The following is a 21,843-nucleotide window of genomic DNA, read 5'->3' as shown; positions in this document are numbered from 1 at the left end:
TGAATATGCGCAAGTTCGTCATCATGGGTGTGCAGGGCAGCGGTAAGGGCACGCAGGCGAAGATGCTCGCCGATGACCTCGATCTCGTCCATATCAGCGTGGGTGACATATTTCGGTGGAACGTGCAGAGCCATACCAAACTGGGCGCCCAGGTCAAACGCATCGTTGCCAGCGGCCACCTGGTCGGTGACGACCTGGTGGAGTCCGTGGTCCGCGAACGCCTCGCCAGCCACGACTGGAACTACGGCTTCATCATCGACGGTTTTCCCCGCAACGCCCGACAGGCCGAGTTCTTCCTGGAAAGCTACGACATCGACGGGGTGATCTATCTGGATCTTCCCGGCGAGGAGGTGTACCGCAGGGTCCTGGCAAGACGGCTGTGTTCGCGATGCGGACTGGACTACAACCTGATCGCCAGCCGTCCCGCGGTCGAGGACACGTGTGATGTCTGCGGAGGTCAGCTGCTGACCCGGTCCGACGACAACCCCGAAGCCCTCGCGGTACGCCTCCGCGAATATCACGAGAAGACACGGCCGGTGATGGAGACATTCCAGCGCAAGGAATACGTGGCGATCATCGACGCCCGGCGGCCGGCCGCCGACGTCCAGGCCGAGATCCGCGAGCACTTCGACCTGCCCAAGCTGTCGTGAGCACGGGCGGGCGGGACCGCCGCCAACGCCACCGGCTGTATGAGATCGTCCTGCGCGAAGGCCGAGCGGAGGACATCCTCACCTACATCGACGGGGCACTGCTCGTCGACGCCTGGCCGGAGCTGGTCCTCCCCGCCCTTGTCCGGCGCGCATGGGAGCGGACCGCCCTCGGATGATCACGCCGTCGCCGCGCTCGGCGCTCGCCCAGGACATGCGCAACCTGCCCCGCTCCAGCCGGACCGGAGTGGTCGGGCAGGCGGATGGGGCGACCGCACGGATCTGGCTGCGCCACGTCGTCAGTAGTACTCCCGGATGTACCCGAGCGCGCGCTCGAAGACGTCATTGTCGCGGATCTTGAATTTGATGTAGAGGGTCTTGCGGAGTTCCCGCTGGACGAACGGCAGGTCGACGCATTCGTCCACCTTGCCTGATCAAGGACCCGGCGAACGCAACAGACCCGAGGAGATCCAGCCCGCCTCCGCGATGCGGCTGATCCAGGGAGGCAAGGGCGAGGTGGAGTCATGCAGCGAACCAGCCACCGGACGCCAGGCTGTGTCGTAGCCTCAACTCATGGCCAGCCCGACGCCCGAGGCACGAGCGCTGCGGGCGATGATCACTCACCACCGCCCGCAGGTTCAGTGCATGCTCGATCGGTACGGCGCGCGCAATCCGAGACTGTTCGGCTCTGTCGCCCGGGGCGACGCCACCGCCACCAGCGACCTCGACGTGCTGGTCGACCTCGACCCTGCGGGCGGCAACCCGTTGATGCGGCTGGCCGGGATCGCCGAGGAACTGACCAGCCTGCTCGGCGTGCGGGTGGATGTCGTGGCGGAGCCGTTGCTGCGCGAACCGGTTTCGACGACGGCTCGTGCCGACCTCGTTCCGCTGTGAGCCGCGATCCCCGCGAGCGGTTTGCGGGCATCCTAGCCGCGATCGAACGCTGTCAGCACTACCGCAAACGGCTGTCGGACCGCGACGAACTCATCCCGCTCGCCGACGCGATCGGGCAGCTCGCGGTCGGCGACCAGGAAGCTGGCGATACCGGGTGAGCGTGTCACAGCGGCCGTGACGCACTGACTGGTTGAATCCGCCCGGTGATATCTCCTTTGTCATCCAGCTGCGGGAGGCGACCGGCACGGCCGGTGTGCACCACCAGATCGAAGTCACCACTGCGTCACTGTGCCGCTGTTCTTCACCGAACGGCTTGGGATCGTCCCGGTTACGGATCGGACGCGGACGGGTCGGACGCGGACGTGATAGGCACGGAACGCCAGGCTCGTGATGCCGTGGGCCTGTCGCCACGTTCACGAAAAACATCTCAGCCCGCATCCGCTGCTCCGAGAGGCCCTCGTCACAATGCCGGTCGTCGTCGTCGCCACGGTCTTCCCCCGTCCCGAGCGCGCGGAGGAGGTCCTGGAGATCCTCCGCGGTGCGGTCCCACTCGTCCACGCCGAGGAGGGATGCAACCGCTACGCACTGCACCATCACACCGATCGCTTCGTCACGATCGAGGAGTGGGCCGATGCCGAGTCGTTCGCCGCGCACGGCAGGAGCGAGAACGTCGCCAATGTCCGAAAGCAGCTTGACGGCCTGCTGGCACAGCGGGGTGAGATCGTCGTCCTGCAGCCGGTACCGCTCGGCGACCCGGTCAAGGGAGTGATCAGTTGATCGGACGTCTCCCGCGGACACGTCCGCACCGCCACCGTGGCGCGCGGGATACGGTACGGCCGGCGTGTCATGTCGGACGCGCGATGCCACGAGAGGAGAGAAGCCCGCGATGAGCGACGAGCAGCTCGTCCGGCCGGCGCCGGTCAGCGGGTTTCCCGAATGGTTGCCCGAGGTCCGGCTGGTGGAGCTGCGGTGGCTCGACGAGATCCGCCAGGGGTTCGAACGCTACGGCTTCTGCTCGGTCGAGACACCGTCCGTCGAAGCCCTCGACGTACTCCTGGCCAAGGGTGAGACCTCGCAGGAGGTCTACACGCTGCGCCGACTACAGGCCGAGGCGACCGATGACGGCGACGCCCGACTCGGCCTGCACTTCGACCTGACCGTGCCGTTCGCCCGGTACGTGGCCCAGCACTTCAACGACCTGGTCTTCCCGCTCAAGCGTTACCAGATGCAGCGGGTCTGGCGTGGGGAACGCCCCCAGGAAGGCCGCTACCGCGAGTTCACCCAGTGCGACATCGATGTCATCAACGTCGACCATGTCCCCCTGCACTTCGACGCCGAACTCCCCCGGATCATCCACGAGATCCTGACCGGTCTGGGCATCCCCGCCTGGTCGATCAACATCAACAACCGGAAGGTGCTGCAGGGCTTCTACGCCGGCCTCGGCATCGACGACCCCCTCGCCGTGATCCGGATCGCGGACAAGATTGACAAGGTGGGCACTGCCGGTGTCGAGAAACTGCTGGCCACCCGGCTGGAACTGTCCTCCGGACAGATCCGCTCCTGCCTGGACCTCGCCCACATCCGTGGGAACGACGCGGGCGTCGCCGACGACATCCGCCGCCTCGGTGTCACCTCCGACCTGCTGACCGAGGGGCTCGACGAGCTGTCGTTCGTCCTGGACGAGCTGTCCGACCTGCCGGCGGGCAGCGTGGTGGCGGACCTGTCCATCGCCCGTGGCCTGGACTACTACACCGGCACCGTGTACGAGGGTAAGTTTGTCGACTGGCCGGACTACGGCAGCATCTGTTCGGGTGGCCGCTACGCCGACCTGGCCGGGTCGTTCATCCGCCGGAACCTCCCCGGGATCGGCATGTCCATCGGCCTCACCCGGATCTTCGCCAAGCTCGTGGCGGAAGGACGTCTGGCCACCGGCCCGAGCTGCCCCAGCGACATCCTGGTCGTCATCCCCGGTGACACCCGGCGCGGCGAGGCCCTGGCCACCGCCGCGCGGCTGCGTGTCCGCGGCTACAACGTCGAGGTCTACCACCAGGCCGACAAGCTGGGGAAGCAGATCCGTTACGCCTCCCGCAAGGGGATCCCGTTCGTCTGGTTCCCCCCCTTCGAGGACGGCAAGCCGCACGAGGTCAAGAACATGGCCAGCGGCGAGCAGCTCCCCGCCGACCCGGAGACCTGGCACCGTCCCTAAGCCGGGCGGGGGCGTGCGTGCGTCAGGTGGCGGCGGTGAAAGCCCGGAGCTCTTTTTTGAGCCGTTCGAGTTCATCGACGAGCACGTCGTCCCCGGTGTCCGGCAGTCTGCGACCGTTCACCGTAACGTGCCGGCTGAGCCCCTCGCGCAGGCCCCGCAGGCAGTCACGTAGCTCCTCCGCGGACGGCCGACGGGAAATCGGACGTCCCGCTGCCGATCGACGCCGATCGACCTCCTCCTTGTGCGCGGCCGGGCTGGCGTTGCGGTAGCACGCGAGGTCGTTGGCCTGTCGGACGTGTCGTGGGCTCTTTCGGTCACACAGCGTCCGCCATCCGGTGTCGCCATCCTTTCCCAAAGTCCCTTCGCACAGGGCCGCGGCTCGTACCGCACAGCCCCATGGATCACTCTTCGCAAGCGTCTGGACGAGTCGCAGCCGGGGACGCAGCAGCAGAAGCGAAGAAGTCTCCTGATCCGGCATGCCGATCGAAGCGAGCCATTCCGGATCGATGCCGGCACCCGTCCCGGCGGTCGGTCTCTTCCTCCCCCGGACGCCATCACGGGGGGCCGGGACGAGAGAAAGCCTGCGCACTCTGGCGGCAAGTGGCCGCAGCGACCCCGCCCACCCCTGGTCGAGCGCTGCCGCCGCGGCGCTGATGTCCAGGCAGTCGAGTGCGGACAGAGCGACCCCGGCCAGTTCGGCTTCCCCGGCGACGCGGTTGAGAATCGCCTCCCGATCGAGCTCCACGATCGACTCGTTCGAGCCCGCCGCGGCAGAACGGATTTCCACAAGCCGGGTCGGGCAGGCCGACGACAGACCCCACTCGATACCCGTGAGCAGGAGCCCGAGCCCCTGGGGCTTCGGACCGGGACCCGTGACCACCCAGACCTCCCCAACGGTGTCGAGCTCGCCGTCATCGGCGGCGAGGGCGTCCCACACGTCACACCGGATAGCCTCAAGATCACCGAAGTCGATCCCGCATGTCAGCAGAACCCGGCAGTCGACGTCCTGTGCCCGGGCCTTCGCCTCCCACAACCGGCCGATCGGTTCGGTCTCCGCGGAAACGACGATCCGGATCATCGGGGTGATGTCATACCGGTCATCCTGACGTGCCTGCCTGATGAGACCGTCCAGACCGGATGTCAGCGAATCCTCGCCCCTGCCCTTTCCCAGGGCGATGAGAATCAGAGCGCGCTGGTCACCGAGGTAGGGCCACCTCGGGTATCCAATCTTCACGATCTCCTCGTCATGGCGGGGCAGATAACTCTGCGCCTCCAGGAAACGGCCGATGATCCGCGGGTCCTTCGGATCCGCCCGGTTTCCGTGCGCCAGATCCTTGGCCGCGTTCTCCGCCGCGGGAAGCCGCGGATGAAGCAGGAAGTCGAGCGCGGACGTCCGTAGTCCCTTCGCCCTGCGTACGTCCCGCAAGGACTCGATCTCCCTACGTGCCAGCGTCTCCTGCCTGCTCCGAGTCTCCCGGTCGGGGAAACGACGCCTGATCAGATCGTCGAGCTTCGCGTCCAGGTCGGTATTGTCCCGGTCGGCGAGGCCACGAGTACGGGTCTTCAGCCAGGCCCGGAAAAGAAAACCGTCGACTGCCTCATACCGGTCGATCCGCTCAAGGAGCACACGGGCCAGATCCCCTTCGGGCATACCCATGGCTGTGCCGCCGTCACCGTCGCGGTCGGTGGTCTCGGCCACGAGAATCTGGCGGTCCAGCCGACTCTGCCACAGTTTCTCGTTATCGGGATCGCTTTTGATCATAGGTGAATAGAACCGGTTCCGGATGAGCCAGCGCTGCGCGTTCTCCTTATCGGCGGGAAATTCATCCCGGAGCGGGATCCTCCTACCGGTCCCGCCGGTCAGGAGCACCAGCCGCGGTTCCACACCGGCTTCGAGCGTACCGGCGACCAGCCCGATCCCCGCGTTGGTCGCGCCACTGGTGAACTGGATGTCCACCTGAGGCGCGGCCCTACCCGCATACATACCCATCAGCCGGTCACGGATGGCCGCACGTACCTTGGAGCTGTGCGGGGCGCCGACCTCCAGCAGTTCCACGGCATCTTTTTCGAAATGGACGCCGTACAGGCCCTCGCTTTCCAGCCGCTCTTTCATCGCCGTGCCGAGCGGACGGGTGAAGTCCTCGTCGGGCACTGTACCGGCCTGTGGCCTGGTCACGACGAGGACAACCCGGTCGTACCGGGGGGCGCCGTCCGCAAACACCGCCGCCAGAGGTACCGGGCGCTTCGGGTCGGCGCTCGCCGTCAACAGGCGGGCGGCCTGCGCCGGGTCGGCCGCGCCGAGTTCGGCGAGCTTCTCCCTGAACCGTGGCCCGGACGGGACTCCGAGATCGGCGGCACCGACCATGTGAACGAGGACGCGGCCGGCAACAGGGGACGGCTCGTTGATGGTGGCCATGGCGTGACACCCTCCGTGGTCATTGGTCGATGCTCCACGGGTTTCTGACGGACGACCGACTCGTAGCATCCATCCGTTCCCCCAGGGCGAGGATGGCACCAGGGACGCCCCGCGCGTCATCCGGGTCCGCCCGACCGCAGGGTGGGCGTCCGTCAGGGGTGAGGTTGGCGGCTGTCACGGTGGCAGTGCCCGGCCGGAGGGCGGAGAACGATGAGCGGCGACACGACCGGCGGGACTGCGGGAATCGGGCACAGGTACGGCTGTGAGGGCGCTGTCACGATCGGCGCGCTACGGGTGGTCGTCGCGCCGGGTCGCATCGTAGGCCTGGACGAGCTACCCGCCTACAGCATCGCGTTGGACGGGTTGGTGCAGGGGCCGCGGCTCGATCTCGACGCTCGGCGGCTCAGCTTCGACCACCATGGCAACTGCGTGCGGCTGGTGACCTCGGCCACGTGCCGGCAGGTGCTGGACGCACTGCTGCTCGGCCTCGACCCCGCGCCCTACACGGTGTACGTCAACGACGTCGACGCGGACACCGCGCTCGCGGTCGCGTTGCTGGCGCATCCCGGGTGGGTCACGCCCGGGGCCGCGCACATGCCACGCACCCGGGCTCTGGTGGAGGCGGTCGGCAGCCGGGATGCGCACGGTCCCGCCTATCCGGTGGCGGACCCGGCGCTGCTCGCCGAGTTCGCCGCGAGGGTCCCCCTGCCGCGCGGGCACGCCCCGGCGAACGATCCCGTCGAGGCGCTTGTCACCTGCGTGGCCGCGATCGCGGAGCTGGTGACGGATGCATCCGCGACGAACCAGGCGTCCACCACGCCGGCCCGCGCAGGGTCGAACTTCACGATCACCCACAGGGGTACCGGCTGGGTGATGGCCACGAGCGACGGCGACGGTTTCAACCCGCTCTACGCCGCGGGGCATACTCGCGCGGTGCTGTGGCGCCGGCTGCCCGACTCCTCCGTCGCCTACACGATCGGGCGGCGCAGCGACCTCGTCGACCGCTTTCCCGTCGGCCCGCCCGGCGGATCCGGGACGATCCTCGGCGCGCTCGCGACCCGTGAACCCGGCTGGGGCGGCGGCACGTCCGTCGGCGGCGCACCCCGGCATCCGGACGGTTCCCGCAGCACGCTGGCACCGGACGAGGTCTTCGCGGTCATCGAGGCGGTCGTCCGGGATACAGCGGTCGTCCGTCAGGGATAGATGCGGGGGGCTGCCGGTCCCGCTCCCGCCATCCCATCCTGGGCAGGACCGGCGGTTACCGACACGGAAGAAAAGGATCAACCGGATGGACTTCACCTGTCATGTCGTCCTCATCGAGACGTCGGGAAACCAGACCTTCATTTTCGACACCACGAAACGGCGGGAGAACGTCGGCGCGTCCGAACTCATCTACCGGCTCGAACAGTGGGTACGCGATGCGCTGGCCGAGGAGTTCACCGGGTTCGACCGGGGGTGGCGGATCGCCGACAACAGGCCGGCGCAGCTCCTGGTGAACGCGGCGGGCAACGCCAAGATCGTCGTCCGTGACCCGGAGCAGGGCAGGGCGCTGGTGGGCCGGGTCACGGCCCGGGCCCTGCGGGAGGCTCCGGGCCTGGACGTGTGCGGTGTCGTCGGCGAGCCGTTCGACTGGGCCGGTGTGCACGAAGAAGTGGGAAAGCCGCCCGTCAGCATGCTGGCCCGGGCATGTCGCGAGGTCCACGAATCGCTGCCGGCGGTCAGGAACGACCGTCCCGGCCCGATGAACCGCTTCCCGCGCATCCCGATCGTGGACGAGTGCGCGGCCAGTGGCCTGCCCGCCTATGACGTCGTCGTGGACGGGGACGGCGCCCGCTCGCGCCAGCCCCGCTCACGTCCCAGCCTGGCCAAATACGACGCCCGGGATGACGGGTTCCACCGGCTCGCCTGCCACGCCGGCATCTCGAAGGACACCCTGAAGAAGATCGCCGACCATCTGGACGACAAGCCCGACTGGGTCGCGGTCATCCACGCGGACGGCAACAGCCTCGGCCAGCTGATCACCGAGCTCGGCGGCGGGAGCGACGACAACTCCGGCAGCGAAACCCCCGGAAACGGGGGCATGAACACACTCAGTGACCGCTATGCCGGAGCCCTCCACCCGTTCTCGGAGGCCGTCCAGGACTGCACCGTCACCGCGTTCCAGAAAGCGCTGGAACACTGCCGCCGGGTTCTCCCCCGCAGGCATGACGTGAACGGCGCGGTACCGGTCCTCCCGCTGGTTCTCGGGGGCGACGACCTCACGGTGATCTGCACCGGTTCGGTCGCCCTGGCCTTCACCGAGGCGTATCTCACCGCCTTCGAGGAGGAGACCCGCGGCAACAAGGTCATCGGGAGAACGGCGCCAGACGGGCTCACCGCCTGCGCCGGGGTAGCCGTCGTCAAACCGCACTTCCCGTTCTCCGCCGCCTACGAGCTGGCCGAGGAGCTGACCAGGGAGGCAAAGAAGGCGGTCAAACGGTACTCGCTGGACGGCGGGCCGGCTGACAGTTCGGCTGACGGTTCACAGCCGGGCGATGCGCGGACAACGGACGCTCCGGAGCATCCGCGTCCGCGCCCCCGGGCGTCCGCGTTCTCGTTCCACGTCCTCTACGACAGCGGCGGCAGCGATCCTACCCATCTGCGCGACCGGATGAAGGTCCCGCCCGGCGCCGCCGACCTCACGGCCGAACCCGACCCTGAAAAGCAGCGGGAGCTACGCGCCCTGCTGTACGCGCAGCCCTACGTCGTCACACCGCGGCCGCGCCTCGGCGACGCACCGTGGACGCGGGGACGCCACTGGGACGATCTTCTCCGGCGCACGGCGGCCCTGACCGACACCCTCGAGGCCACCAACGGGCCTGACGATGCGGGTGACCGCAAACTCCCGGCCAGCCAGATGAACGACCTGCGGGAGGCGCTGTTCTCCGGGCGGGACGTCGCCGACAGCCGCTTCCGCCAGCTGCTGCGCCACTACCGCGACCGGGGTCTCGACCTTTTCACTGCGGACGGCACCCCGGACGGCGGGAACCCGAACGCCGGAAGCCCGGACGGCGTCGCCCACAGCCCGGACACGGCGTCGCTGTTCTGGCGGGTCCGCGACCGCGGCCTGATCGACGGCCGGCCCGCCGACATCACCGAACCGCCGGTCACCGCTCTGCTCGACGCGATGAACGCGGTCCACCTGATGGGGGACCTCCCGGACCGGCACAACCGGGAGACACGCAACCCGCAGACACCGGCCAGCCGTACGCGAGCGACCCGGGAGGCTGCGGTATGACGGTCACTGCACCGGATCACGTCCACCGGACGGGCCACCTCGCCCTCACGCTGACCCTGCATATGGACAGCGACTGGCACTGTGGCACCGGCCTGGGCATCCCCGGCGGGGTCGACAAACTGGTCAACACCGATCATGACGGCCTGCCCTTCGTACCCGGCAAGACACTGACCGGGGTGTGGCGGGACGCCTGTGAGCTCGTCGCCGCCGCGCTCGACGGTTCACCGCAGTCAGCCCCCGGAACCGCGACCGCCGGCGGGTCGGATGGGTCGGATGGGTCGGATGGGTCGGATGGGTCGGATGGGTCGGATGGGTCGGATGGGTCGGATGGGTCGGATGGGTCGGATGGTGGATGGCACGCCTGGGTCGACTTCCTCTTCGGAAGCCAACCTGTGCTGACCCCGGCCGGGCGGCCCGTGCGGGGTGAGCCGCGTCCCGCTGCCCTGTCCGTGCGGCCGGCGCGGTATCCGGCGACGCTCGCCGCCGCCATGCGGGGGGACGACCGACGCCGGCTGCGCGACGCGACCACGTTCGTCCGACCCGGAGTGAAGATCGACCCGGACACCGGGCGGGCGGCCGACAGCTTCCTGCGCTTCGAACAGATGGCGCGCTCAGGCGTCCAGCTGACCGCGACCGCGACGCTCGCCGGCTGGTCGGGGGCGGATTCGGAGCTGGACTACGAGGGCCGCCTGGCCGCCGCGGCGGTACTGCTGCTCGGGGCGCGCCTGGTCGAATCCATCGGCGGGAAGCGCCGCCGCGGCGCCGGCAGATGTCGCCTCGACGTGGCCGACACCGACCTGACCGACACCGACCTGACCGGCACAGGGGTCACCACCGGCGGGGAAGCGGCCACACCGCTGCCGACCCCGGACAGCCTCACGACCTGGTTGCGGGCACGTCACGGCGTCGCGCCACCCGTCCCTCCCGTGCGTGCGCAACCGCCGACCCCGGCTGATCCCGAGCGGCCCGACACCACCGGCTGGGAGGTCATCGGCCTCCGGATGCACCTCGACACACCGCTGGTGGTCCAGGAACGCACCGTCGGCAACGCCGTCCGGTCGCTGGACTTCGTACCCGGCTCGCTGCTGCTGCCGGCCGTTCTGCGGCGGCTGGGTGACCGGCCCGGCTGGGATCCGGGCGGGCTCGCCCGGGCCGGCGACCTCGTCGTCACGAACGCGACCGTCGAGGTCGACGGTGAGCGTGGCCGGCCGCTGCCGCGGGCATGGTTCCATTCGAAGGACGACACCGACGCGGCCGTGAACCGGCTGGTCGAGGATCCGCGGGAGCCCGGTGCCGCGGCAAAGCCGTACCGGAACACCTACGTCGGTGCGTCACCCGCCCCGCCCGCCTCACCCATGACGGATGGTTCCGAACCGTTCACGGTAGGCGTCCGCAAACCGGAACTCACGATCCGCACCCACAACGTCATCGACGACGAGCGCCAACGCCCCACGTCCGACCTGGTCGGCCTCTACACCTACGAGGCGCTCGCCGCCGGGTCGACGCTGCGGGCCGAGGTCCGGGTACGCGCGGGGCTGCTGCCGGACGGCGCCTGTGCGGCACTGGCGGGCACGTGGTCGCTCGGCCGGTCCGCCAAGGACGACTACGGGCAGGTCACTGTCACCGTCGAAGGCCCGCCGACCAGGTGGGCGACGACGGCGGCCCTGCCGGCCGGGTGGGGCACCGAAGCAACCGTCACAGAATCGACGATCACCGTGTGGCTGCTGTCGGACGTCCTCATCCGCGACGCACGGTTGCGCCCGTCGACCGACCCGTGCGATCTCGCCAGGCACCTCGGCGCCGCGCTGGGGGTCAAGCTCACCCCCACCGCGGGGATGTCGGCGGACCGGTTGCTGCTGCGGGCCGCCGCGACCCGGCGGACCGAGTCGTGGCAGCGCGTCTGGTGCCGGCCGCGCCCGACCCTGCTGGGGCTGGCCGCGGGCAGCGTCCTGACCTTCACCACCACCGCCGTCCCCGCCCCCGATGCCCTCGCCCGGGTGCGGGCCGCGGGCATCGGGGAACGCACCGCCGAGGGGTTCGGCCAGATCGCCGTCGACGACCCGCTGCTGGTGATCCATCCGGGCCGGCTCGATGACGGCAAGGGGAATGACGGCAGGCGGCGAGGCACCGGCGCGGATACCGGCACCGGCACCGGTCCACGGGGGCCGTTCGTCCCGCCGCGAGAGACCGCCGCGTACACGACGGCGCAGGTCATCGAGCGGGAGGCGTGGCGGGCACACCTCCAGCGGGAGGCGACCGCGCGGACCGCCACACGCGAGGGGCGCAGGAAGGTCCTCGGACCCGCCGACACGGTGACGTCGACCCAGCTCGGCGCGTTGCGCGACGTCCTCACCCGGTTGGAGCAGCAGACGGAGATCCAGTACTGGCTGAAGCGGCTGTTCGCAGGTGACCGCTGGCCCCGAGACGTCCACGGGCAGGTAAAGAAACTCCTCACGGACCGCTCGGAGGTATGGAAGCTGCTGGGTCTCGGCCCGGCGGACGACGGGAACGCGGCCGACGAACTGGTGCTGACCGACGGCGGGGCCGACCGGCTGCGCGCCGACACCGGGCTGTGGGCGGAGGCGGTCCGGACACTGGTCACGGCCTGCCTGACCGCGCACCGGCGGGCGGCGGCGGAGAACACGGACGCCGCGGACGCGGGCGACTCCGCCGAGATCCTCGGGAAGGTAACGGTATGAGCCTGTCGAGTACGAGCCTGTCGACCACGGGCACGGCGGTACGGGCCGGCCGCCCGATGGTGCGCCGGCTGCGGGTCCGTGGATGGCTGCGGCTGGAGACACCGCTGCATGTCGGCGGCCTCGGCGGCGACCCGTCCGTCGATCTGGCCCTGGCTGTTGACGGACAGTCACGACTGTATGTGCCCGGCACGAGCCTGGCCGGGGCGCTGCGCGCGTTCGCGGCACGGTCGGTGGCTGACGACGCCGTCCTCGACGGGATCTGGGGCAACGTCTCGCAGAACGTCTCCGACGCCGGCTGGGCGAGCCGGATCATAGTCCATGACGGGCTGGTCACAGCGGACACCGATCCGGGTACGCCGTTGCCGCGGTCGCGGGTCGAGGCCCGTTCGGGCATCGGCATCGACCGGGTCTCGGGAACGGTCGCGCACGGCTTCCTCTACGGGCGGGCGGTGCTCCCCCGTGGCGCCCACCTGCGCCTGGAGATCGACCTGGAGTCCCGGGAGAAGGATCGGGCAGCCGACCCGGCCACCGCGATGCTCGGCACTCTGTTGCGCGCGCTCGCCGGGCGCCGGGTCCGGCTCGGCGCGGCACGGACCCGCGGTCTCGGCTCGGTCGTCCTCGACGGCGACCCGGAAATCGTCGAGCAGCGTTTCGACAGCCTGGACGGCCTGCTCGGCGCACTCGGTCTGCTACCGGCAACCGGAACCCGACCGGCGGCAGGGACCGCCACGTTGGTACCGGCGGATCTCGGTGGCCAGGATCCGGGCAAGGACCTGCTCACGGTGAGCGTCGGGTGGCGCCCGGTGTCCCCGGTGATGGTGCGTTCGGGGGTGGACGGGTTCGCGGTCAACGCGCTCCCGCTGGTCAGCGGGGTCGGCCCGGACCATCCATCCGCACCGGGAACGCGCCGCGGCGGACGGTCTGCGGCCACGGCCGGCCCCGGGTCCGTGACGGGCGCCGACCAGGTCGCGCTCGTCCTGCCCGGCAGTTCGATCAAAGGAGCGCTGCGGTCGCACGCGGAACGCATCGAGCGGACCGCCCGTCACACCGATGCCGCCCATCCGCTGGACGAGCAGGCCGGGCCGAAGCGGTCGGCACGGTTCCGGACGCAGCTCGATGAGCTCGACGCGGTCCGCGTCCTGTTCGGTTCCGCGGGTGGGACCCCCGGCGAGGACAACGACACCGAGGACAACGACGCCCGGTACCGCACGCCGTCATGGGGGGTCGGGGCGCTCGGCGTGGACGACTGCTACGCGACCCGGCCGATCTCCGGTGATCTGTGGCGCACGCTGAACGGCGCCCACGTCGAGGGTCTGACCATCCTGGCGGGGAACGGCCCGAGGCGCTCGTGGGAGAAAGACCGGGCGCAGCTCACACCGGAGGTCCGGGAACGGCTCAAGCGGCTCGACATGGATCAGGCCGACCATGTCGCCATCGACCGGTGGACCGGCGGTGCCGCCGAGGGCCGCCTCTACAGCACCCTGGAGCCGCATCACGTCGGATGGCAGAACCTTGAGCTGACCGTGGACCTGCGGCGGCTGAGCCGGTTCAGCCCCCATCCCAATCCCGGCAACAGCGACGGCAACAGCGACGGCAACAGCGGTCTGGCCCAGCCCGCCCTCGCGCTGCTGCTGCTTGTCCTGCGGGACCTGGTGGCGGGGCGGGTCCGGCTCGGGCACGGAGTCAACCGCGGCCACGGGGACGTCATGATCACCTCGATCGAGGTGATCGGCTTTCCGGATGTCGATGGCACCCACACCGATCTTGACGCGCTGCTGGCGGAGCCGGCTGTTGCCGCGTGCGCCCAGCGCTGGCGGGCCTATGTCGACAGGTCCGATGAATCCGTACCCGCGCGGCAGGAAGGGAGCCGAGCATGACGCCGCTGTACTCCGCCACATCCGAGAAGGACGCCGTAAGGGACGCCGCGTCCCCGGGCATCACCCTGCTTGAGGCGATCCGCCTTGCCGACCTCGGTGCCGCCGTGGCCCTGCTGGCGAGCCCGCGGGCCTACACGGTCGCGCGGCTGGCCGGCGGCCGGCTGACCGTCCCCCGTACGGACGCGTTCGCGGACGGCTCGGGCGTCGCGGACACGACGACCGAAAGGGAGCTGACGCTACCGACCGCCGGGTCCGCGGCCGTGTTCGAGGCCCGGATCTTCAACCGGGACGCCGAACTGCGCTGGCTGCACACGGGCAGGGGCCTTGGCACCGCGGTGATCCTGTCGGAATCCCCGGATCCGTGCGCCCGGCTCGCCGGACCCCTCGACCCGCTGACGGCCACCGGGACGATCGAGAACAGGTACCTGCTGTGGGGTCGTCCGCTGGGTCCGCATGACGAGGCCGCTCCCACCGGGCCGGTGTGGGTCCGGCTGGCGGAGGCCCGCATCGGCCTGCTCGACGTGCCCCTGCCGCGCGCCCCGCGCAGGGACGAATGCGTGTTCCTGCGGACCGTCGAGTACGTGACCACCGAGCCCGTGCACGGCAACTCCTTCGTCGCCGAGGAACGCCTCGTCGGCCTGCACCTCGACGAACCCCGGCTGTCCGCCGCCACCGGCGTCGGAAGCCGTCAGAAGCATCCAGCGGAGGCAGCGCGATGAGCAGCCGATCCGGCACCCTCACCTGGAAGACGATCGCGGACGGAAGCCGCAGACTCGTCATCATCGAGGACGGCGCGGAAGAACGGCGTTTCGAACGCCGCTTCCTGGACCCGGCACTGGCCGACCTCAGCGACGAGGACCTCGCCGGCCGGGCCGTCGAGTTCGACTGGGTAGGAGGCCGGGCCAAGCGCATCCGTGACAAGGGGGCCGAGCCGACGGCCGTGTCCCCGCCGCCGGGCGCCGGCACGGCAACGCGGCCGGCAACTCCGCCGCCGGCCGCTCCTCCCGCATCCGACCGGCGGACGGTCCGTCAGCCCCCGCGGCACATGGCACCGTCCGCCCGGTCGGCACGGCCGTCCCAGCCGTCCCAGCCGTCCCAGCCGTCCCAGCCGTCCCACCGCGCACCGGAACCGCTCAACGCCTTCCTCAACCCGTACGGGTTCGTGGCGGCGCCGCGGCGCGACGAGTCGCACCGGACCCTCGGCGATGTGGGCGACCCGACCGACCGCGACCGGCTGGCCGGGCACGACCGGCTCCGCGACGGCCGCTGGTCGGGCACGATCGGTGTCACCCTCACGGTCGCCACGCCGCTGCTGCTCCTGGACACCCCCCGGGTCAAGCGTGATCCGGAGACCGGGCATCCGACCTACCGCGTCCTGGAACGGCTCGTGACCACGCCGGACGGTAAGGAGGAGCCCCGCCCGCACCTGCCACCGACAGCGGTGAAGGGGATGCTGCGCAGCGCCTATGAGGCGGTGACGAACTCCCGGTTCGGGGTGTTCACCGGCCACGACACCCGCCTCGGCTACCGGATGGCGGCCCGCGACGGGCTCGCGTCCATCCCGGCGCGGGTCGTCGGCGAAGGAGACACCGCCGAGATCGAGCTGCTGCCCGGGACGACTCCCTCGGGCTATCAGGGCCGTCACGGCTCGCCGATGCACGCGGCGTGGCTGCCGAGCTACTGGACGACGAACGGGTCGAAGCACGTCCGCGACCCCGGCGGGAAATCATTCAACATCACCATGCCGGACGGCTCACCGCCCAGGCACGGCACGCAGGTCCGCGCCCGCATCCAGCTCGTCCAGCATCACCGGTGGGACCGCCGGTCGGCCACGCACACGCCCGACTTCCAGCTGTGGTGGGTGCGTTCGCTGGCCTGGCCGGGCGGGGAGCCGGCACCGGCGCCACTGCGGACGTCGAAGCAGAGCGGGGCCTCGTGGTACGAGCCGATCGGCCCGGAGAAGGTGGTCGACGGCTGGGTCTGTGTCACGAACCGGAACATCGACCGCAAGCACGACGAACGGGTGTTCTTCCACGACCCCGACGCCGACCTCCGGGAGTACTTCCCCCTTGACCGCAGCCTGCGGCGCGTCTGGCGCGACATCATCACCGGTTACACGGCGGCGCACCGCCCGGGCGAGATCCCGGCAAAGGATCAGGATGACGACAGCAGGGATGACATCACCAAGGGCGGATGGAGCCGTCATCTCGTACACCCGAAGAGCACCCTCACCGACGGCGATCTCATCTACGTGCGGCTGGACGCCCGCGGCGAGGTCGACAGCCTGTACCCGGTGACGATCGCGCGGGAGCTGTTCAGCGTCGCACCGACCGATCTGCTTCATAGCTCCCTGCAACCGGCGGACACCATCAGTGAACTGTCGCCGGCGGACCGGGTGTTCGGCTGGGTGCGCACCGAGGACCCGCGGGATGATCGGCGGGATGACCGGCAGACCGCTGACAGAGACGACCGTGCCGGCGCGTGGCTGGGCAGCCTGCGGATCGGCCCGGTGATCTGCGACCAGGCGTCGGCGACGGCCGTGGAGCGCTTCGAGGGCCGCGGCCTGCCCCTGGCGATCCTCGGCCAACCCAAGCCGGGTCAGGGCCGCTTCTATGTGGGTGCCGAACGCAACGGCCATCCCGTGCCACTGCCCGCCGGGCTGCCCAAGGGTGACTGGTTCGTCTCCGCCGGCCGGATGCTGCGCGGTCGCAAGGTCTACCCGCATCACGCGGGCCTGCCCGACGGTTACTGGAAGAATCCGACGGCCGACCGCACCCAGGTACTGGACGGCGGCCGTTATCAGGAATACCGCCGGCCACGAAAATCGACGGTGCCCAATGACGATTCCCGCGCGAACCCGTTGAACCGCGAGGGGACGGCGTTCGCCACACAGACCTCGGGCGGGGTAAAGGAGGACGAGAACCGCGACGACCAGAACCGGTCGGTGAACGGCTGGGTCCGCCCCGCAACGACGTTCCGGTTCACCGTCGACGTCCGCAACCTCACCGACGTCGAACTCGGCGCGCTGCTGTGGCTGCTCGACCTCGGCAATGAGGGCGGGGAGGATAACGGGGACCGCCCCGCTGGGAGTCCGAGCCGTTTCCACCGCCTCGGGCTGGGAAAACCGCTGGGTTTCGGCAGCGTCCGGCTCACCCTCGACCCCACGCGGACGGATCTGCGCACCGGTGAGTCGTGGGCCGGGTACTACCGTTCGCTCGCGCCGGAGAAGCCTCCGGTGGATGGCTTTCCCGCCGAGGCCCGGGAAACCGTCGACGCGTTCAGGAACGCGGTCGCGGGCGGGCACCGCTTCGAGGATGTGCCGCACATCCGCGCCTTCCTCGTCGCGGCTGCGGGTGACCCGTCCACACCCGTGCACTATCCCCGGGTCCGGCCGGGTGGCCTGCGGGTCGACGTCCCGGTGCCGCCGGACCCGCGCGGCCGCTCGTTCGAGTGGTTCGTGCAGAACGAACAGCAGCAGGGCGGTCGCGTCCGTGGCGACCGCGGTGTCAGCCTGCCCGACCCGGGCGCGGGTCCCCTCCCCGTCCACCCCGCAAAGGACCGGTGACCCCAGCCACTCGGGGACGGGTTCGCATGCGATTGGCCAGGCCGCGGGACGGGGGCGGCGACAGCGGCGCGATGAACGGCGGTGCCATGGCGTGGTGGACGTTGCGGTGGCACGGTCGTGGGGACGGGGTCGTGGGCACGGTCGTGGCAACGTCAGGGGGCCGGTCTGTCGGGACGTGAAGGGAGGGGTGCCGGATGGGCGCAAACGTGGGTCGGTTGGCGGCGTTGGCCGGCATCCCACCGGCGTCCCGGCATGTGCAGGGCGGCTTCGGGCCGGCCACGCTGCGACTCGCCGGGGCCCGGGCCGTCCTGGAGCTCGACGACGGCGGCACTCCCCCGTTGCGGCTGAGCTGGACAGACGGACCGCAACGGTTGGTCGGCCCCCTGGTCGCCGCCCTGCTGCGCACTTCGGGCACGGCCGAGCTGGAGCGTCCCGACCTGCTGCGTGTCGCCGGCCGCAGAAAGATCACCGATCCGCCTCTGCCACCGGGAACGCCGGCCGCCCCACGGTCGGTCCGGGTCATCGCGACGGACGACGGAGTCCGGGTCGAGATCGACCCACCACCGGAAGGTTGCACCGCGTCCGATGTTCCGCGGAACGCACCCGGCCTTCCGCGGAACACGGATCCGGGCGCGGGGGCAGCATCGGCGATCCCCGAAACGCCTACGGCCCATGGCAAACCTCATCTGACGACCTGTCCGGCGACGCGCGCCGTCGTGCTGTCGGCAACGCAGGCCCGCGACCTCGCGGATCTGCTGGAGGCGTGGGCCGCTCTGCCCCCGCGATGACGGCCCCCGGGATGACGGCCCCCGGGATGACGGCCCCCGGGATCATGCCGCGTACCCGTCAAGACCGTGAAGCAGGCTGTCAACCCACCAGACCCCGGCCGCGGCGACGAGCTTCACGAGACGGGCGACCTCGTGGCCGGCGGCATCCTCGTCCAACCGCAGAAGCCGCCGAAAGACCGCGACAACGTCGATCTTCCGGCCGTCTCCGGCGTCGAGGATGGACCGCAGCAGCCGGACCCTGACCGGGTCCGGGCCGCGGGCCCGGCCGGAAAAACGGCCGGGGTCGAGCGCCAGCTCGGCGAGGATCGCGTTCCGCGGAACGCGCGCGTCGGCCTCTGTCGCGCAGATGTCCTCGGCCGACGGTGCGGCCTCACCGGGCCGGCCGGCCTCACCGGTTGATCCGTACGACCCGGTTGATCCGTACGACCCGGCGAGCGGCACGGCCACGGCCCGCTCGTAGAACTCGCGGTTACACCGCGGCAACAGTGCGAGCGAACGCTGGAGCCGTTCGTCGACCTCCCGCGCGGTGAGCCTGAACTTCAGTTCCATGGACGGCAGCGAGAACGGGTCGGTGATCTCATCGCGGATGCCGAGCAGGAACTCGATGAGAATGTCCCGGTCGACCGGGTCGACGCGCAGCGGAGCCGCCCACACCGCCGTGCAGATCGCCACCTCCGGACGGGTCGGCAGACCGCGTTCGGCCGCGGATTCGCGGCGCACGGTCGGCACGATCCGGCCGGACGTGGGGTAATTGACAAGCTGCGCCCATGCGGCCCGCAACCAGTACAGGTTCGCCGGGGTCTCCTCCCGCGCCAGGAGATCACGCCGGGGGTTGAAATCCCGCAGCATGACGCCGAAAGCGGGAGCGTCCTGGAGTTCGGCCGCCGGCGAGAGGACGTGATCGCGGATAACCCGCCATTCGTGCATCTCCTGGCCGGCGTTACGGCCACGGGCCACCGTCGGCAGCCGGCCCGCGAGCACGTCCCGCAACACCTGGAAACCAGGGGTGAGCAGATCCGTCCACAGGACCGTGCAGCGTGCGCACAGCGGCCCGGTGACGTCGACGGCCCCGTCGAACACGGGCGGGTACTCGGGACGGCAGTCGCACGTACCCGGTTTGGCCCGGTGGACGTCACGGACGATCCGCGTCCACAATGCCGGGCCCACAAGATCACGGTAGGCGAAGAAGGCGACGTTGTCGTCCTCGTCCGCGATATCGGCGATGCTCGGCGGGATCATCGGTCCTCCTGCGAAGGGCATGCCAAACCAAAGGTGGTATGGCTCTTCATGAACGTCAGGTAGACGTCCGAGCACCCGGAGTCTTCGGGTGCTTCACAGGAGACCGAGACCGCAAAGATCCCGATCGACGGTCGGACAACATCCGGGACAATGCCCGACCTGGGCCACACGCCATGCGTGTCGACCGTGGTCGAAACATACGGCAGTCGAAGAAAAGCTGTCAACATCGGACCGGATCCGACGGATCGTTCCAGCGGCTTGCCTCTCGGATCGCCGCCCCCCACCTCCGCGCCATCCGGCGCCGGGTCCCCGTGTTCGATCTTCACCCGTTCTCCCCGAGTTCCCCACCCCGGGACAGCCTGTGACCCCGGGCGTCCTTCCACCGGAGAAGAACAGGTCAGAATAGGGGACGCCACGACACGACACACACCAGGGTGTACGCCCGGCACGCAGGGATGCCGGGCCGGATGCCCGGCGGGCGAGACCGGGTTCAGTCGGAGGGGACCGACGAGAGAGTCCCCTCGGGGTCGAGCGCGGCCAGGACCGATTGACAGATCGCACCGAGCTGGTGGACCTGGGTCTGGCTGAGCGGGTCGAGCAGAAGCCGGCGGACCGTCTCGACGTGGCCCGGCGCGGTCGCGACAAGGATGGCGAAACCGGCGTCGGTGAGCACGGCGACCTGGCCACGCCGGTCTGTCGGGCACCTGTCCCGGCGCACCCAGCCTCGCTCCTCGTGACGCGCCACCACATGGGACAGCCGGCTCTGGGAGGAGTTGGTCGCTCGAGCGAGCCCACTCATCCGCATGGCCCGGCCGGGCGCTTCGGAAAGGGTCACCAGCACTGCATAGGCTGCATGGGTCATGTGGGCGTCGGTCTGGAGCTGCCGGTCGAGGGCATCAGCGAGCAGCTCCGTCATGGCGAGGAACGCCCGCCACGTCCGCTGCTCGTCGGCGTCGAGCCACCGCGTCCCGACCATGGTCATACCCTAGCCAAAGGTGAATTGATCATAGTTCATGGCGTCACCGGAGGCTCCAGCGGTCCGTGGTGACCGCCCGCCTGCGCCCCGGCCCGGCCCGGTGACCTTTCGATGACCCCTCTCCCAAACTAGTTGTTTGCACGAACATCTATATGCTGATGGAGCACGACCCGCCAACCGCTCATGACCATCCAGGCGGACAACCTTCCCAGGAGAGAACCATGACATCTGCAACGACCGCTCTCAACGAGCTCACCGGCACCTGGACGATCGACCCCGCGCACAGCCGGGTCGGCTTCGCCGTACGTCACGCGATGGTTGCCACGGTGCGCGGGAGCTTCAGCGGCTTCGAAGGGACGCTGAACCTCAACGGCGCCGACCCGCAGTCATCCAGCGCAACCCTGACAATCTCCACCGCCAGCATCGACACGGCCAACGCCGACCGGGACGGGCATCTGCGCAGCCCCGACTTCCTGGACGTGGAGGCACACCCCTCGATCAGCTTCGTCGGTACCGGCGTCAAGGCCGGGGACGATGAGAACAGCTATGTCCTCAGTGGCGACATCACCATCCACGGAACGACGAAGCCGATCGACGTCGAGGTCTCGTTCGAGGGCATCGCCAAGGACCCGTTCGGTAACACCCGCGCGGGTTTCGAAGGCACGGCGACAATCAGCCGTAAAGAGTTCGGAATCAGCTTCAATGCCCCGCTCGACAGTGGTGGCGTACTCGTTGGCGACAAGATCAAGATTCAGCTGGACATTTCGGCTATCAAGAGCGCCTGACAGCTGCCCGTCACCCGTACCCGCTCTCGTGTCGCCGGCTGCAGATCACTGCGACGCGAGAGCGGTTCCGCCGGCCATGCGGGAGGTCCAACGGCCAACCCCTGCGGTCAGTGTCCGCAACGGGTACGGCCCGTCCCAGCATTCGTCGCGGCTACGTGTTTCGAACGCCGAGGTTGGCGATGGCGTGCGGCAAGGGGAGGACTTCGTATCGTCCGACGCCTTCGAACACAACCGGGTCGGCGTTCTCAAGTTCCGTGACTTGTGCCAGGGAGTCGGTTTGGACGACGGCCATGCCCCAGTCACCAGCCGGATCGGCCACAAGACTGAAGATGAGCGCCACCCCGGCGTCTACGTGGCCCATCCAGTAGGTCACGTGGCGGCCCATCACAGCGCGTTCGTTGTCGGTCATTGTCGATGCGAAGTCGCTCCTTGGTGGAATGAGGCGCAGCCGGTCCCAGTAGCGGTGCTCGAGGT

19 protein-coding genes are annotated in these 21,843 nt (G+C 69.8%); 14 read left to right on the top strand and 5 right to left on the bottom strand.

Going from position 1 to position 21,843, the window contains the following annotated elements; translation table 11 throughout:
• The first annotated feature begins 5 nt into the window (after positions 1-5).
• Together NBW77_RS13425 and NBW77_RS13420 are read left to right on the top strand one after the other, a co-directional pair.
• Complete coding sequence (locus NBW77_RS13425) at positions 6-650, top strand: adenylate kinase family protein (protein WP_131748937.1); 645 nt, start codon at positions 6-8, stop codon at positions 648-650.
• Complete coding sequence (locus NBW77_RS13420) at positions 647-826, top strand: hypothetical protein (RefSeq protein ID WP_207387195.1); 180 nt, start codon at positions 647-649, stop codon at positions 824-826. Before NBW77_RS13425 ends, NBW77_RS13420 begins: the two co-directional genes overlap by 4 nt.
• 120 nt (positions 827-946) lie before the next feature.
• Here NBW77_RS13420 and NBW77_RS22070 read toward each other — a convergent pair whose 3' ends face one another.
• Positions 947-1,072, bottom strand: coding sequence for a hypothetical protein (locus NBW77_RS22070; protein ID WP_284346924.1), 126 nt, complete (start codon positions 1,070-1,072; stop codon positions 947-949).
• 148 nt (positions 1,073-1,220) lie between these two features.
• On the opposite strand from NBW77_RS22070, the gene NBW77_RS13415 reads away from it, so the two are divergent.
• The 4 genes from NBW77_RS13415 to hisS all read left to right on the top strand — a co-directional run bounded on the left by NBW77_RS13415 (position 1,221) and on the right by hisS (position 3,747).
• Complete coding sequence (locus tag NBW77_RS13415; RefSeq protein WP_250279807.1) at positions 1,221-1,541, top strand: nucleotidyltransferase family protein; 321 nt, start codon at positions 1,221-1,223, stop codon at positions 1,539-1,541.
• Entirely contained in the window at positions 1,538-1,699 is a 162-nt protein-coding gene (locus NBW77_RS13410; RefSeq protein WP_165486306.1) for a hypothetical protein, read from the top strand. Before NBW77_RS13415 ends, NBW77_RS13410 begins: the two co-directional genes overlap by 4 nt.
• A gap of 307 nt (positions 1,700-2,006) precedes the next feature.
• On the top strand, positions 2,007-2,318 hold the full coding sequence (locus tag NBW77_RS13405; RefSeq protein ID WP_131748935.1) for a putative quinol monooxygenase: 312 nt from the start codon (positions 2,007-2,009) through the stop codon (positions 2,316-2,318).
• Positions 2,319-2,427: 109 nt separating this feature from the next.
• On the top strand, positions 2,428-3,747 hold the full coding sequence (gene hisS / locus NBW77_RS13400) for a histidine--tRNA ligase (protein ID WP_131748933.1): 1,320 nt from the start codon (positions 2,428-2,430) through the stop codon (positions 3,745-3,747).
• Positions 3,748-3,769: 22 nt separating this feature from the next.
• Here the strand turns inward: hisS and NBW77_RS13395 are convergent, their stop codons facing one another.
• Positions 3,770-6,163, bottom strand: coding sequence for a hypothetical protein (locus tag NBW77_RS13395; RefSeq protein WP_131748931.1), 2,394 nt, complete (start codon positions 6,161-6,163; stop codon positions 3,770-3,772).
• A gap of 210 nt (positions 6,164-6,373) precedes the next feature.
• Here NBW77_RS13395 and NBW77_RS13390 point away from each other — a divergent pair, with 210 nt between their 5' ends.
• From NBW77_RS13390 to NBW77_RS13360, 7 genes are all read left to right on the top strand, one after another.
• A complete protein-coding gene (locus tag NBW77_RS13390) occupies positions 6,374-7,366 on the top strand; it encodes a hypothetical protein (protein WP_131748929.1) in 993 nt (330 codons plus the stop codon).
• Positions 7,367-7,451: 85 nt separating this feature from the next.
• The gene (locus NBW77_RS13385) at positions 7,452-9,440 is read left to right on the top strand and encodes a Cas10/Cmr2 second palm domain-containing protein (protein ID WP_131748927.1); all 1,989 of its coding nucleotides are present in this window, start codon (positions 7,452-7,454) and stop codon (positions 9,438-9,440) included.
• Positions 9,437-12,139 carry an RAMP superfamily CRISPR-associated protein gene (locus NBW77_RS13380; protein WP_250279805.1) on the top strand — a complete coding sequence of 901 codons (2,703 nt, stop codon included), beginning with the start codon at positions 9,437-9,439 and terminating at the stop codon, positions 12,137-12,139. The genes NBW77_RS13385 and NBW77_RS13380 overlap by 4 nt, the downstream gene beginning before the upstream one ends.
• Positions 12,136-14,016 (top strand): RAMP superfamily CRISPR-associated protein, encoded by a 1,881-nt coding sequence (locus NBW77_RS13375; protein WP_131748925.1) that lies wholly within the window; start codon positions 12,136-12,138, stop codon positions 14,014-14,016. Before NBW77_RS13380 ends, NBW77_RS13375 begins: the two co-directional genes overlap by 4 nt.
• A complete protein-coding gene (gene csx19, locus NBW77_RS13370) occupies positions 14,013-14,735 on the top strand; it encodes a type III-D CRISPR-associated protein Csx19 (protein WP_250279804.1) in 723 nt (240 codons plus the stop codon). Before NBW77_RS13375 ends, csx19 begins: the two co-directional genes overlap by 4 nt.
• A complete protein-coding gene (locus tag NBW77_RS13365; protein WP_131748921.1) occupies positions 14,732-17,581 on the top strand; it encodes a TIGR03986 family type III CRISPR-associated RAMP protein in 2,850 nt (949 codons plus the stop codon). Before csx19 ends, NBW77_RS13365 begins: the two co-directional genes overlap by 4 nt.
• Before the next feature lie 194 nt (positions 17,582-17,775).
• On the top strand, positions 17,776-18,369 hold the full coding sequence (locus NBW77_RS13360) for a hypothetical protein (RefSeq protein ID WP_131748919.1): 594 nt from the start codon (positions 17,776-17,778) through the stop codon (positions 18,367-18,369).
• A 42-nt stretch (positions 18,370-18,411) separates the two neighbouring features.
• Here the strand turns inward: NBW77_RS13360 and NBW77_RS13355 are convergent, their stop codons facing one another.
• Positions 18,412-19,608 (bottom strand): hypothetical protein, encoded by a 1,197-nt coding sequence (locus NBW77_RS13355; RefSeq protein ID WP_131748917.1) that lies wholly within the window; start codon positions 19,606-19,608, stop codon positions 18,412-18,414.
• 490 nt (positions 19,609-20,098) lie between these two features.
• Positions 20,099-20,584, bottom strand: a complete 486-nt coding sequence (locus NBW77_RS13350) for a MarR family winged helix-turn-helix transcriptional regulator (RefSeq protein ID WP_242606103.1) — start codon at positions 20,582-20,584, stop codon at positions 20,099-20,101.
• A gap of 221 nt (positions 20,585-20,805) precedes the next feature.
• Here NBW77_RS13350 and NBW77_RS13345 point away from each other — a divergent pair, with 221 nt between their 5' ends.
• Positions 20,806-21,369, top strand: coding sequence for a YceI family protein (locus tag NBW77_RS13345; protein WP_250279799.1), 564 nt, complete (start codon positions 20,806-20,808; stop codon positions 21,367-21,369).
• 151 nt (positions 21,370-21,520) lie between these two features.
• Here NBW77_RS13345 and NBW77_RS13340 read toward each other — a convergent pair.
• On the bottom strand, positions 21,521-21,843 hold a 323-nt coding region (locus tag NBW77_RS13340), incomplete at its 5' end, for a YciI family protein (protein ID WP_250279798.1).

This window comes from Frankia sp. Cppng1_Ct_nod, from assembly GCF_920656135.1.
Classification (GTDB): domain Bacteria; phylum Actinomycetota; class Actinomycetes; order Frankiales; family Frankiaceae; genus Protofrankia; species Protofrankia meridionalis.
This window is presented reverse-complemented; position numbering and strand designations above follow the sequence as displayed.